This is a genomic window from Rhizobium sp. PEPV16 (genome assembly GCF_008919455.1).
Classification (GTDB): domain Bacteria; phylum Pseudomonadota; class Alphaproteobacteria; order Rhizobiales; family Rhizobiaceae; genus Rhizobium; species Rhizobium leguminosarum_Q.
In genome coordinates this window covers 101,333-115,305 of sequence record NZ_VSZV01000310.1, presented here as the reverse complement: position 1 = coordinate 115,305, position 13,973 = coordinate 101,333, and the positions used below count along the sequence as shown (strand labels likewise).

General features: G+C 61.4%; 8 protein-coding genes. All 8 read right to left on the bottom strand.

Annotation, left to right across the window (positions count from 1 at the left end):
- Positions 1–5 precede the first annotated feature (5 nt).
- The 8 genes from FY112_RS17610 to FY112_RS17575 all read right to left on the bottom strand — a co-directional run bounded on the left by FY112_RS17610 (position 6) and on the right by FY112_RS17575 (position 13,951).
- The gene (locus FY112_RS17610; RefSeq protein WP_072640559.1) at positions 6–1,637 is read right to left on the bottom strand and encodes an alpha-D-glucose phosphate-specific phosphoglucomutase; all 1,632 of its coding nucleotides are present in this window, start codon (positions 1,635–1,637) and stop codon (positions 6–8) included.
- A gap of 6 nt (positions 1,638–1,643) precedes the next feature.
- Positions 1,644–3,086 carry a glycogen synthase GlgA gene (gene glgA / locus FY112_RS17605; protein ID WP_151518966.1) on the bottom strand — a complete coding sequence of 481 codons (1,443 nt, stop codon included), beginning with the start codon at positions 3,084–3,086 and terminating at the stop codon, positions 1,644–1,646.
- A gap of 3 nt (positions 3,087–3,089) precedes the next feature.
- Positions 3,090–4,352 carry a glucose-1-phosphate adenylyltransferase gene (glgC, locus tag FY112_RS17600; RefSeq protein WP_027667781.1) on the bottom strand — a complete coding sequence of 421 codons (1,263 nt, stop codon included), beginning with the start codon at positions 4,350–4,352 and terminating at the stop codon, positions 3,090–3,092.
- Positions 4,353–4,371: 19 nt separating this feature from the next.
- A complete protein-coding gene (gene glgB / locus FY112_RS17595) occupies positions 4,372–6,579 on the bottom strand; it encodes a 1,4-alpha-glucan branching protein GlgB (protein WP_151518965.1) in 2,208 nt (735 codons plus the stop codon).
- Entirely contained in the window at positions 6,576–9,038 is a 2,463-nt protein-coding gene (locus tag FY112_RS17590; RefSeq protein WP_072640561.1) for a glycogen/starch/alpha-glucan phosphorylase, read from the bottom strand. Before FY112_RS17590 ends, glgB begins: the two co-directional genes overlap by 4 nt.
- Positions 9,039–9,314: 276 nt before the next feature.
- On the bottom strand, positions 9,315–10,535 hold the full coding sequence (locus FY112_RS17585) for a TadE/TadG family type IV pilus assembly protein (protein WP_151519008.1): 1,221 nt from the start codon (positions 10,533–10,535) through the stop codon (positions 9,315–9,317).
- Between the two features lie 114 nt (positions 10,536–10,649).
- A complete protein-coding gene (locus tag FY112_RS17580; RefSeq protein ID WP_077979655.1) occupies positions 10,650–11,528 on the bottom strand; it encodes a transglutaminase family protein in 879 nt (292 codons plus the stop codon).
- Between the two features lie 5 nt (positions 11,529–11,533).
- Positions 11,534–13,951: a circularly permuted type 2 ATP-grasp protein gene (locus FY112_RS17575; RefSeq protein WP_017962104.1), complete on the bottom strand. Its 2,418-nt coding sequence runs from the start codon at positions 13,949–13,951 to the stop codon at positions 11,534–11,536.
- Between the last annotated feature and the right edge of the window lie 22 nt (positions 13,952–13,973).

Genomic DNA, 13,973 nt, shown 5'->3' with positions numbered 1-13,973 from the left:
CCGGATCAGGTGATCACGGTTGGCGCATCGCGTCCCGTGCGTTCACGAATGCTGGCTATGCTTTCGGCGGCGGCGATCAGATCGGCGAGCGCTTCCTGCGTTTCGATGTTGTGGCGAGTCGAATCCGGCTCGTAGCGCTCGATATAGACACGCAAGGTTGCGCCAGACGTGCCGGTGCCGGACAGGCGAAAGACGACGCGCGAACCGCCCTCGAAGAGCACACGGACACCTTGGTGGTCACTCACCGATTTGTCGATCGGATCGTGGTAGGCGAAGTCGTCCGCCTTCTCCACCTTCAGGCTGCCGAAGCTCTTGCCGGGCAGGGTGGGAAGCTGGCTGCGGAGATTATCCACCAGGCCGTTCGCCGCATCGGTGTCGAGGCCTTCGTAATCATGGCGCGAATAATAATTGCGGCCGTAGGTCTGCCAGTGCTGGGTGACGATATCGGCGACGCTCTCGCCGCGCACGGCAAGAATGTTCAGCCATAGCAGCACGGCCCAGAGGCCATCCTTTTCGCGGACGTGACTGGAGCCGGTGCCGGAGCTTTCCTCACCGCAGATCGTCGCCATGCCGGCGTCGAGCAGGTTGCCGAAGAACTTCCAGCCGGTCGGCGTCTCGTACATGCCGATGCCGCGCTTTTCGGCGACGCGGTCGGCAGCACCCGATGTCGGCATCGAACGGGCGATGCCGGCAAGGCCGCCGGAATAGCCGGGAGCGAGATTGGCATTGGCGGCGAGGATCGCCAGGCTGTCGGAAGGCGTGACGAAGATGCCACGACCGATAATGAGATTGCGGTCGCCGTCGCCGTCGGAAGCGGCGCCGAAATCGGGCGCGTCATCGCCCATCATCTCATCGAAGAGCTCCTTGCAGTGCACCGGGTTCGGGTCCGGGTGATGGCCGCCGAAATCCGGCAGCGGCATGAAATTGCGCACCGAACCCGAGGGAGCGCCGAGACGATTTTCGAAGATTTCCTTGGCATAGGGGCCGGTGACGGCGCTCATCCCATCGAAGGCAATGCGGAAGCCGAGGCTGATCAGATTGCGGATGGCGCCGAAATCGAACAGCTCTTCCATCAGCGCGGCATAGTCCTCGACCGGGTCGATGACCGAGAGAATCGTGCCGCCGGGAAGCTCGTCCTTGCCGATGCGGTCGAGATTGACGTCGGCGAAATCGGCGATCTTGTAGCTGTCGATCGTCTTGGAGCGCGCATAGATCGCGTCGGTGATCTTTTCCGGCGCCGGGCCGCCATTGTTGATGTTGTATTTGATGCCGAAATCTTCGGTCGGGCCGCCGGGATTGTGGCTGGCGGAGAGGATGATGCCGCCGAAAGCCTTGTATTTGCGGATGATGTGAGAGGCGGCCGGCGTCGACAGAATACCGCCCTTGCCGACCATGACCTTGCCGAAGCCATTGGCCGCGGCCATCTTGACCGCCTTCTGGATGACTTCGCGATTATAGTAGCGTCCGTCGCCGCCGATGACGAGGCACTTGCCCTGGTAGCCTTCCAGCGAATCGAAGATCGACTGGATGAAGTTCTCCGCATAGTTCGGTTGCTGGAAGACCGGAACCTTCTTGCGCAGGCCCGACGTGCCGGGTTTCTGGTCCAGATAGGGGGTGGTGGAGACGGACTTGATCATTTTAGGTCACATGCCTTTCGAGACGAGGCTTGAATAGAGGGCAGCGTAGCGTTCGGCGCTCTTCTCCCAGGAGACATCCGATTTCATGCCCTGCTTTTGCAATTGGGTCCAGAGTTTTCGGTCCTGGTAAAAATGCATCGCACGGCGGATTGCCTGTAGCATGCCCGTTTCCGTCACGGGGGCAAATTGTATGCCGGTTGCGACTTTCGCTGCAAGTGCGGCGTGATTGGCGTCGATCACGGTATCATTCAACCCGCCGGTGCGGGCGACGATCGGCACGCAGCCGTAACGCAGGCCGTAAAGCTGGGTGAGGCCGCAGGGCTCAAAACGCGAGGGGATGATGATCGCGTCGCAGCCGGCCTGCATCAGGTGCGACATCGGCTCGTTATAGCCGATCGAGACGCCGATGCGGCCGGGATGGCGGCTGGCGGAGGCGAGCAGCGCGCCTTCAAGCGCGGCTTCGCCGGAGCCGAGCACGACGAGCTTGCCGCCCATGGCGACGATCTCATCGGCGACGTTGGCGACGATATCCATGCCCTTCTGCCAGGTAAGACGGCTGATGACGCAGAAGATTGGGGCGTCGTCATTGTCGAGATGGAAGAATTCGGCGATCGAGCGCCGGTTCTCCTCGCGGTTCTTCAGCGTCGTCGGGCCGTAATGGGTGTGGACGACAGGATCGGTCGCCGGGTTCCAGATATCGGTGTCGATGCCGTTGACGATGCCGTGCAGATCGTCGATGCGGCTGGCGATGACGCCCTCCAGCCCCATGCCGAATTCCGACGTCAGGATCTCATCGGCATAGGTCGGGCTGACCGTGGTGATCGCATGGGCAGTCTTCAGACCGCCCTTGAGGAAGCCGACAGTGCCGTAATATTCGATGCTTTCGGTGGCGAAGGCATGGGCAGGCAGGCGCAGGCCGGGAAAGATCTCTGAACCGAATTGGCCCTGGAAGGCAATGTTGTGGATGGTCAGCACGCTCGGCAGTTCCGGCGTCGGGTAATAACGCATATAGACCGAGGTCAGCGCCGCCTGCCAGTCGTGGGTGTGGACGAGATCCGGCCGCCAGCCGGGCAGCGGGCCGGCGGCGATCTCGGAGGCGGCAAGCGACAGAGCGGCGAAACGGCGCCAGTTGTCCGGATAGTCCTTGCCGAGCGGATCGAGATAGGGCCCGCCCGGCCTGTCGTAATAGGCCGGCGCATCGAGGATGAGCAGATCGAGCCCCTCGTGCTCAACCTCGAGCACGGTCGCCCGCTCACCGAGCAGGTCGGGGAATTCGAGCCTGACGACTGGGTCGCGAATGATCTTCATGACGGCGGGATAGCCGGGTAGCAGGGTCTTGGTCTCGACCCCGAAGGCTTTCAGAGTAATCGGCAGGGCGCCGGACACATCGGCCAGACCCCCTGTCTTGATCAAAGGGAAGACTTCGGACGAAACCGAAAGAACTTTCATACGTCAGATATCCAGCTTGTCGATCATCGGTTGCGTGATCAGGCAGATGCCGCTTTCCGTCCGCCGGAAGCGCTTGGCATCGAGCTCGGGATCCTCGCCGACGACCAGGCCTTCCGGAATGACGACACCATGGTCGATCACCACATTCTTGAGCTGCGCGCGCCGTCCGATCTTCACGTTCGGCAAAATGACCGCACCTTCCATCTTGGAGAAGGAATTGGCCCTGACACCGGTGAAGAGCAGGCTGTTGTTGAGCATGGCGCCAGAGATGATGCAGTCACCTGACACAACGGAGGAGGTGGCCGAGCCGCGGCGATCCTCGTCGTCATGGACGAATTTTGCCGGCGGGGTGATCTCTGCATAGGTCCAGATCGGCCAGGACTTGTCGTAGATGTCGAGTTCGGGAACGATCGCCGTCAGGTCGATATTGGCCTGCCAATAGGCGTCGATCGTGCCGACGTCGCGCCAGTAGGGCTCGTGCTCGAAATCGGAACGGACGCAGGACTTGGCGAAGCGGTGGGCGACCGCCTTACCGTTCTTAACGATATAGGGGATGATGTCCTTGCCGAAGTCGCGGCTCGAGGCCGGGTCGGCGGCGTCGCGGCGCAGCGCGTCGAGCAGGAACTTGGTGTGGAAGACGTAGATGCCCATCGAGGCGAGGGCGAAATCCGGCTTGTCGGGAATGGGCGGCGGATCGGCCGGTTTCTCGACGAAGGCGATAATCTCGTCCTTCTCGTTGACATGCATGACGCCGAAGCCGACCGCTTCCATGCGCGGCACTTCCAAGCAGCCGATGGTGACGTCGGCGCCGGAATCGACGTGCTGCTGCAGCATCCATTCATAGTCCATCTTATAGACGTGGTCGCCCGCAAGAATGACCATGTATTCGACGCCGTAATCCTGGATGATGTCGATGTTCTGATAGACGGCGTCGGCCGTGCCTTCGTACCATTGCGTCTCGGAGACGCGCTGGCTGGCCGGCAGAATATCGAAGCTCTCGTTGCGCTCGGGGCGGAAGAAGTTCCAGCCGCGCTGCATGTGACGGATCAGCGAATGCGCCTTGTATTGCGTCGCGACACCAATGCGGCGGATGCCGGAATTCAAGGCGTTCGACAGGGCGAAATCGATGATGCGGGCTTTGCCGCCGAAATAGACGGCCGGCTTGGCACGCCGGTCGGTGAGTTCCTTGAGACGGCTCCCCCTACCGCCCGCCAGAACATAAGCCATTGCATCGCGGGCAAGTGGCTGAACGCGCTTTTCTACCATTTTCTCCTCCCACCAGTCACTAATTTTCAGGTTCAAGCATGATTGTCGCCAAGGGCGGCAAGGTGATCGAGCAGGTGATGTTGCCGCCGGCATCGACGGCCTGCACGCGCCCGCCATTGCCCTTGCCGCTGCCGCCGTAGATGTCGGCATCGGTGTTCAGGATTTCCCGCCAGCGGCCTGCGGACGGCAGGCGGATCGAGTAATTCTCGCGATAGACAGGGGTGAAATTGGTGATGACGGCGACCGGCTTCTGGCCCGGCGCCTTGCGCAGCCAGGCAAAGACGGAATTCTGGTGGTCGTCGGCGACCAGCCATTCGAAACCTTCGCCCTCGCAGTCACGCTCATGCAGTGCCGGCTTGCTGCGATAGGTGAAATTGAGGTCGCGCACCAGGCGCCGCATGCCCTCGTGCATACGATATTGAAGCAGGTTCCAGTCGAGTGCCTTCTCTTCGCTCCACTCGCTCCACTGGGCGAATTCCTGGCCCATGAACAGCAGCTTCTTGCCGGGATAGCCCCACATATAGGCGTAGTAGGCGCGCAGATTGGCGAACTTCTGCCAGTCGTCGCCCGGCATCTTGGCGATCAGCGAGCCTTTTCCGTGCACAACCTCGTCATGCGAGAGCGGCAGGACGAAATTTTCCGAATAGGCGTAGAGCAGGCCGAAGGTGAGTTCGTTGTGATGGTGCCCGCGATAGATGGGATCGCGGCTCATGTAGCTCAGCGTGTCGTGCATGAAGCCCATATTCCACTTGAAGCCGAAGCCGAGGCCGCCTTCATGGACGGGTTGCGAGACCTTCGGCCAGGAGGTCGATTCCTCGGCGATGGTCATGACGTTGGAATTTTTGCCGTAGATGCGGATGTTGAGATCCTGCAGAAAACGGACCGCTTCGAGGTTCTCGTTGCCGCCATATTCGTTCGGGATCCATTCGCCGTGCTTGCGCGAATAATCGAGGTAGAGCATCGAGGCGACGGCATCGACACGCAGGCCGTCGAGGTGGAACTTTTCGGCCCAGTAGAGCGCGTTGTTGACGAGATAGGAAACGACCTCGGTGCGGCCGAAATTGTAGATCGCCGTGCTCCAGTCCGGATGGAAGCCCTTGCGCGGGTCTTCGTGCTCATAGAGTGCCGTCCCGTCGAACCAGCCGAGGCCGTGTTCGTCGGTCGGAAAATGCGCCGGCACCCAGTCGAGGATGACGCCGATTCCGACCTTGTGGCAGCCGTTGACGAAACGGGCAAAACCCTCCGGCTCGCCGAAACGGGCGGTCGGCGCGTAGAGGCCGGTCGTCTGGTAACCCCAGGAGGGATCGTAGGGGTACTCGGTGATCGGCAGGAATTCGATATGGGTGAAGCCCATGTCGGCGCAATAGGGGATAAGGCTGGAGGCCAGCTCGTCCCAGGACAGCATCGTGCCGTCCTGCCGGCGCTGCCAAGAGGCGGCATGCACCTCGTAGATCGAGATTGGCTGGCGGCGCTTGTCGGTCTCGCGCCAGTGCTTCAGATGGGCCTCGTCTTCCCACTCCTGCTCCAGCTCGGCGGCGGTGATCGAGGCGGTCTTCGGTCGCAGCTCGCTGCGCCGTGCAAAGGGATCGGCCTTCAGCGGCAGCAATACGCCGTCCTGGCCGCGGATCTCGAACTTGTAGGCAACGCCGATCGGTACATCAGGGGCAAAGATTTCCCAGATGCCGCTGTCGGCACGGAAGCGCATCACGTGGCGGCGGCCGTCCCAATTGTTGAAATCACCGACGACCGAGACGCGCTGTGCGTTCGGCGCCCAGACGGCGAAATGGATGCCCTGGGCGCCGTCATGCTTGATGAGGTGAGCGCCCATCTTGTCGAATAGTCGCAGGTGCGAGCCCTCGCGGGCGAAATAATCGTCCATCGGTCCGAGCACCGGACCGAAGCTGTAGGGATCGGTGACAGCCCATTCGGCATCACCGCGCCGGGCGCGGTAACGCACCGGCTGGACCTTTGCGAGGGAAACTGGGCCGGCGAAGAAGCCGTCGACGTGAAGCTGCTTCAGTTCGCCGATGACGCCACCGTCGAGCGTCATGGTGGTCACTTCCTCCGCGCCCGGGATGAAGCACCGGGCGACGAAGGCGTCGCCGGCCTGGTGCACACCTAGGACGGCAAAGGGATTGGAATGCGAGCCGGCAAGGATTGCCGTGATTTCATCTGCCGAAATTTCCCAGGAAAGCTTTACTTCAGGGACGGTTTTCGGCGTTTTCATCCGGCTCTCCAGATTTCGTCTGCATATTGCCTGATCGTCCGGTCGGAAGAGAACCAGCCCATCCGTGCCGTATTGTTGATCGTCTTGGTGTACCAGGCGGACTGGTTGGTCCAGATCTGGTCGACCTCGCGCTGGGCCTGGGCATAGGCGTCGAAATCGGCCGCGACCATGAACCAGTCGTGCGAATAAATGCCGTCGATCAACGATGTATAGCGGTTGCGGTCATCGGGCGAGAAGACGCCGGAGCCGATGGCGGCAAGCGCCTGAGCGAGTTCGCGCGATCCCTCGATGATGGCGCGGGGATTGTGGCCATCGCTGCGGACTTTCGACACCTCGTCGGCCTTGAGGCCGAAGATGACGATGTTGTCCTCGCCGACATTGTCGCGCATCTCGACATTGGCGCCATCGAGCGTACCGATCGTCAGCGCGCCATTGAGGCCGAACTTCATGTTGCCGGTGCCGGATGCTTCCATGCCGGCGGTCGAGATCTGCTCAGAGAGGTCGGCGGCCGGAACCATGACTTCGGCGAGCGAGACATTGTAATTCGGGACGAAGACGATCTTCAGCAGACCGCGTACCGACGGGTCGTTGTTAATCGTGCGGGAGACGTCGTTGATCAGCTTGATGATGAGCTTGGCGTTGTAGTAACTCGGCGCCGCCTTGCCGGCGAAGAGTTTCACGCGCGGCACCCAGTCGAGCTCCGGATGCGAGCGGATCTGGTCATAGAGCGCGACGGCCTCGATGATATTCAGCAGCTGGCGCTTGTATTCGTGGATGCGCTTGATCTGGATGTCGAACATCGCCGACGGATCGAGCTTCACGCCCATGCGGCTGGCGACGAGGTTGGAGAGTGCCACCTTGTTGGCGCGTTTTATCGCTGCGAATTTCTGCTGGAAAGCCGGATCGGAGGAATGCACGTCGAGCGCACGCAGCTTCTCGGCATCATCGAGGAATTCGTCGCCGATCGCCTCGCGGATCAGGCCGGTGAGGCCGGGATTGCACTGCTGCAGCCAGCGGCGCGGTGTGATGCCGTTGGTCTTGTTGTTGATGCGGTCGGGATAGAGCTTGTGCAGATCGGCGAAGACCGTGACCTTCATCAGGTCGGTGTGCAGGGCCGAGACGCCGTTGATCGAATGCGAGCCGACGAAAGCGAGGTTGCCCATGCGCACACGGCGGTCGCCGCTTTCATCGATCAGCGAGATCGAGCGGATTTCCCCATCGGAGAAATTCTTGCCCTTACGGGCGTCGATCAGGATCTTGGCATTGATCGCATAGATGATCTGCATGTGGCGCGGCAGCAGACGCTCGAACAGCGGCACCGCCCAGCTTTCCAGCGCTTCGGGCAGAAGCGTGTGGTTAGTATAGGAGAAGGTGCGGCGGGTGATGTCCCAGGCCTGGTCGAAATCCATCCCGTGTACGTCACAGAGCAGACGTACGAGTTCGGCGACCGAGACGGCGGGGTGAGTGTCGTTCAGCTGGATCGCCACCTTGTCCGGCAGCGAAGTGAAATCGTCATATTGCTGCAGATGGCGGCGCAGGATGTCCTGCAGCGAGGCCGACGAGAAGAAAAATTCCTGGCGCAGGCGCAGTTCTTGGCCGGCCGGGGTGGCGTCGGCAGGATAGAGAACCCGGGTCAGGCTTTCGGCCTTGTTGCTTTCGCGCAGCGCCCCGATGTGGTCGCCGGCGTTGAAGGCATCGAGCAGGATCGGATCGATCGGCTGCGCCGACCAGAGGCGCAGCGTGTTGACGCGCTTGCCGCGCCAGCCGACGGCCGGCGTGTCGAAGGCGGCGGCGATGACGCGCTCGGCCGGTTTCCAGACGTAGCGCGGCTGGTCGTCATGGGTGGTAATGAATTCGACGGCGCCGCCGAAGCCGATTTCATAGGAGCTTTCGCGGCGCTCGAATTCCCAGGGATTGCCGTGGGCGAGCCAGTTTTCCGGCAGTTCCACCTGCCAGCCGTCTGCCAGCTGCTGGCGGAAGAGGCCGTGGACATAGCGGATGCCGTAGCCATAGGCCGGAACCTCGACCGTCGCCATGCTCTCCATGAAACAGGCAGCCAGGCGGCCGAGGCCGCCGTTGCCGAGTGCGGCGTCCGGTTCCAGGCCGGCAATGACGTTGACGTCGACGCCGAGCGAGGCGAGCGCATCACGCACCTCCTCCATCAGGCCGAGGTTCGAGATGGCGTCGCGCATCAGGCGGCCAATCAGGAATTCGAGAGAAAGATAATAGACGCGCTTGGCACCTGTCGCATAAACCTCGCGGGTGGAAGCCATCCACTTGTCGATGATGCGGTCGCGCACCACCAGGATCGTCGCCGTCAGCCAGTCATGGGGCTTTGCCACCTTGGCATCCTTGCCGATGCGGTAGGTCAGACGCTCGATAATTTCTTCAGCGAGAATTTCCGGCCTTGAACTGCGAGGGGCGGGGGAGGGGATGATCGGCTTGGAAACAGTGTTCATCGTCAGGTCTCGCCAATTTTAATTTGGTTTCAGGATGTTATGCCTGATTCAATCAATTTGTCGCTTGCACCAGTGACAGTTTATGCATCGTTACTAGGCACTTGCAACAAAGGATTTGGACAAACGAAAAATTTGCGAAACCTTCATATTCACGCGGGTCGAGAGGGTTGATTTCAATCGTTTTTCCCGATCTGATGCGCCGAACGAGCACAACGAAAAGCCGCTCCGGTTTGTTCCGGTGCGGCTTTTTCGTTAGGCTTTTGCCGGGACATATCGTCAGTTGGTCAGGCGCGTCACCTGCGCGGAGGCCTTCGCTCCGATTGCCTTGAAGGCGGCAAGAAGGTCTTCCATTTTTTCCGGCTGGAAATAATGGGAGTCATCGGAGGCGCAATAATGCAGCAGTGCCTGTCCCCCCTCGGGCGCCATGAAGGCAATCGTATAGATTTCGATGCCTTTCAATTTCGCGTCGTCGCATGTCTTCTTCGTCGCGGTGTCGTAGGAACGGCCGCCGCTGCTATCATTATTATTGTCGCCGTCCGTCATGAAGACGATGTACTTCCTGGGTACCTGCCCGGTTTTCTGCTGGTGGGCGGCGTCTTCGGCGTCATTCCCCGCAGCGTTGTTAGCGGTCAGGGCCGAATAGGCCGTGTTCATTGCGCCACTGGAGTTCGTGCCGCCATCAGCTTGAAGCGCGCTGACATAGCTTGAGACAGCGGCGGTTCCCCAAGCGAGACTGCTGGCTGGGTATTCAACGATATCGTATGATACCGCGCCTGTGCGTACATATTCGGCATTGGGATCCGCGCTATTGAGCTGATCAAAAAGATTGCCGGCGGCGAGCTTTAGTGCTTCTATTTTTGTGTAATAACGCGTACGCGTGCCGGTGCAGGTGTCGTAGACTGTCTTACCGTTTTTGTTGAGGTGGGGGTTGCATTTATAGGTGTATGATTCCGTCGTGACCGTCGTGGTAGGATATCCCATCGACCCCGATTTATCGAGTGCGAGGAACATAGAGATCGAGCCTTGGGTCTGCGAATGCCCGCCGACCGTCGTTCCAGAGGTCGAGAGATGCTGTGTCTTGAAGCCGACCGCCTGCATCAGCGGATTGACCGTGAGGTCGTAACTCGGCGAAACCGTTACCTGGTAGGATGTTGACTTGCCCGATGTCGTTGCCTGGACATTAACGGCCGTCCTGCTCTTGATATCGGTACCGCTCTGCAGATAATTCGCCATCTGCCCAGCGACGAAATTCCGGGCAAAGGCTTCAGCCTCAGAGGTTTGGATCGTGCCATTCGCCAGTGCGGTGGCGGTCGCAAGCGCTGCCGAGTCGGCTGCTTCCTGCAGTTGCTGCTTCGACAGCAGCATATCACCGACTTGGATCGCCATGCCGGCAGCGCCGAAAAGAACGGGGATCATGATTGCCGTCATGATACCGAAATTACCGCCTCGATCGCTGAACATGCGATGCAGGCAGGGACGCAAAAAGGAGGTGTTCATCATGTTCACCCAACTGGAAACCCTGTGAGGCGATTTAGGCATGCTGCTTCTTTACGCGGTCCTTACGGCGTCAATACAATTTTAACGAATCGTCGGATTTTTCCAGTTTTGGGATTATTTCAGCGGGATCACGTCGACCGCCTGGACGGCGCGGTGGCCGCCGTAGCTCTTCAAGACGCCGATGACGGGGACGACATCGGAATAGTCCCGGCCGTAGGCGACAACGATGTGGTCCATGCCGGCGGGAATGTTGTTGGTCGGATCCAGTTCAATCCAGCCGATCGTCTCGCCGCACCAGATGCGCACCCAGGCATGCATGGCGTCCGCCCCTTCCAGCCGTTCCTTGCCGGGTGGCGGGATGGTGCGCAGGAAGCCGGAGACGTAGCCGGCCGGAATGCCGAGGCTTCTGAGAGCCAGGATCATCACATGGGTGAAATCCTGGCAGACGCCGCGCTTCAGCTTGAACGCCTCGATCGGCGTGGTGTCCACCGTCGTTGCCTCCGGGTCGTAGGTGAAATCCTTGTTGATGCGGGCGCAGAGCGCATGAGCAATCTGCATGGCCGTCAGATCAGGCGTGGCGCAGCTTCGCGCATAGTCGGCGATCTCGCGCGCTTCGGTGAGGCGCGGACTGTCACCGAGGAAATGGTGCGGCGAATCCGGCGCCAGCGACCACATGCCTGATATCTCCTCCGGCAGGTCGGCAAGCAGCGGCGAGAAATCGGCGGCGATCGGCTGGCTTTCCACCTGCACGCGGGCCTGCATGCGAATGTCGAGCGTTTCGTGCGGCGCGCGCAGCAGGAAGGAGGTAGCGGGATGATGGAAGAAATCGACGAAATGCGACTGCTCGTCCGGCGAGGGCGAAATGGTAATCGAGCCGGCGATCAGCCGCTGCCGATTGGCCAGCGACAGCGGCATCAGGCGCATGATATGGCGGGCGCCGGAGGCCGGCGCGTCGTAGCTGTAACCCATGTGGAGGGAGAGATCGTAGAGCACGGCCATCACCCGAGATAGGTCTGGGCGAGCAGATCGGAGAGTTGCTCCAACTCGCGTTCCAGTCGCTGATAGACCTCGACGCCCATGCCCTCCGGCGTCATCACCGCCAGGCCGGAATGGAGCCGCATCGCCTCGCGGTAGAAGGGCGACATCTGGCCGTTGATCATGGCATTCGGCAGCTGCTCGACCTCGTGATGGATCTCGTTCACCTGGAAGAGGACCGAACGCGGGTTGAGCGGGTCGAGCGCCAAGAGGTCTGTGACAGTCAGCCGCGCGGTGTTGACGTTATAGCGGCGGCGATGAGTCATGACGCTGTCGCCGATCTCCAGCAGCATGTCGAGCGCGCCGTCAGGCGCTTCCGGGCCCGACATGTGGCCGAGCAGGCGCGTCATGTGCAGGCCGCGTTCGATATAACGGCCGAGCGAAAGGAACCGCCAGCCGGTGAAGCGGTACATGTTTTCATGCATGAGACCGGCAAAGCCTGCAAGCTTCCGCAAGAGGATCGTCATCGCGTGGCTGGCGTCGTCGCCGGCAGCGACGGTGACGTGGAAGCGGCGGGCGGTCTTGGCGAGATCGTTGAGCGCCAGCCAGCCGTCCGGCGAGAAACGGTCGCGGATGTTGCTGGCCGAATAAACGGCGCTGTCAATGTTGCGCAGCAGCGTTTCCGGCACGGCGTCGGCGGTATCGATATCGACGGCGGCCAGATAATCGGAGACGTCGGCGAGCAGTGGCTGGCTCGGATCGGCAGCTTCGGCGAAACGGGCATGCCAGGCGCGCAGGATGCGCAGCGCCCCTTCGGCGCGCTCGATGTAGCGGCCGAGCCAGAACAGGTTGTCGGCCGCCCGGCTCGGCAGGCTGCCCGGCATGTTGCGGGTGAAGCTGCCTTCAGCGGGCAGCAGCGTGTGGCGCTCGACCGGTTTGTCGCTGACGATCCAGACATCGGCGGCGGCACCACCGGACTGCATGGCGATCGCCGCGACATCGGCGCCGGAGCCGATGCGGGCAAAACCGCCGGGCATGATCTGCCAGCCGTTTGCGGTGCGGGCGGCGAAGACGCGCAGCGACATCGGCCGCGGCACGAGCTTGCCATCCACCCAGGCGGGTGTGGTCGACAGCGTGACAACTTCCTGGCCGACGAGCTTCGGGCCGTCGGAACTCAGCCAGTCGGTTATCGAATCCTTGGCAGCCGCACGCAGCGATGAGCCGAGCACGGATTCGCCGTTATCGTCGAAGAAGGGAGCGCGGGAATAGGCCGGGCCGATTACCATCTTTTCGATGTTTTTTGCCACGTGCTCGCGCTCTTCCTCCTGACCGCACCACCAGGTAGCGATCGAGGGCAATTGCAGATCCTCGCCAAGCAGATGGTGACAGATGGTCGGCATGAAGGCGAGAAGCGCCCGGGTTTCAAGAATGCCGGTGCCGAGCGCATTGACGATGGTGAGGCTTTCGGCGCGCAGCGCTTCCACGAGGCCGGGCGTGCCGATATGCGAATTCTGGTTCAACTCCAGCGGGTCGGCAAAAGCCGAATCGAGACGGCGCCAGAGCACGCCGATCGGCTTCAAGCCGGCGACAGTGCGCACCATGACACGGCCCTTGACGACGGTCAGATCCTCGCCCTCGAGCAGCATGAAGCCGAGATAGCGGGCGATATAGGCGTGTTCGTAGTAGGTCTCGTTGGCGGGGCCAGGTGTCAGCACCGCGATGCGGTCGTCGCCCGAATGTTTCATGCCCTGTAGCGCGTCGCGGAAGGCGCCGAAGAAGGAGGCGAGGCGATGGACCGGGGTTTCAGCATAGATATCCGAGAAGGCACGAGTCGTCGCGACGCGGCTTTCCAGCGCGAAACCAGCGCCTGAGGGAGCCTGCGTCCTGTCGGCGAGCACCCACCAGTTGCCGTCAGGCCCGCGGCCGATCTCGAAGGCGCAGAAATGCAGATAATGGCCGGATGCCGGCTTGACGCCGGCGAGCGGGCGCTGGAATTCGGGATTGGCGGCGATCAGTGCCGGCGGCAGGAAACCTTCCTCCACCAGCCGGTTTTCGCCGTAGATATCGGCGATGATTGCTTCCAGCAGGTCGGCGCGCTGAACGAGGCCCGCCGACAGCGTCTGCCATTCGCGCTCGTCGATCAGCACCGGGATATGCGAGATCGGCCAGGCTCGCTCGCCGGTGCCCTTGCTGCCATAGGCGCGATAGAAGACGCCGGCATCACGGAGATAGCGGTCGGCGCGGGCGAAGCGCTCGGCGAGATCCTTTTCCGGCATTGCGCTCAGATGCGAGAGGAAATTCTGCCAGACGGGGCGGACGGCGCCGTCGTTGTCGACCATCTCATCGGCGGTATCGGGAAGCGGCGCATAGTCGAAGGCCGCATTCTTGGCGATGCGGTCCTCTGCCTCTTCCCTGCGCTCCACTGCCGGCTTCTTGCCCATCAAAACTTAAGCCTCAAACCCT

Coding starts and splice junctions, on each gene's coding strand:
- FY112_RS17610 (WP_072640559.1), bottom strand. CDS start 1,637: ATGATCAAGTCCGTCTCCACCACCCCCTATCTGGACCAGAAACCCGGC.
- glgA (WP_151518966.1), bottom strand. CDS start 3,086: ATGAAAGTTCTTTCGGTTTCGTCCGAAGTCTTCCCTTTGATCAAGACA.
- glgC (WP_027667781.1), bottom strand. CDS start 4,352: ATGGTAGAAAAGCGCGTTCAGCCACTTGCCCGCGATGCAATGGCTTAT.
- glgB (WP_151518965.1), bottom strand. CDS start 6,579: ATGAAAACGCCGAAAACCGTCCCTGAAGTAAAGCTTTCCTGGGAAATT.
- FY112_RS17590 (WP_072640561.1), bottom strand. CDS start 9,038: ATGAACACTGTTTCCAAGCCGATCATCCCCTCCCCCGCCCCTCGCAGT.
- FY112_RS17585 (WP_151519008.1), bottom strand. CDS start 10,535: ATGAACACCTCCTTTTTGCGTCCCTGCCTGCATCGCATGTTCAGCGAT.
- FY112_RS17575 (WP_017962104.1), bottom strand. CDS start 13,951: ATGGGCAAGAAGCCGGCAGTGGAGCGCAGGGAAGAGGCAGAGGACCGC.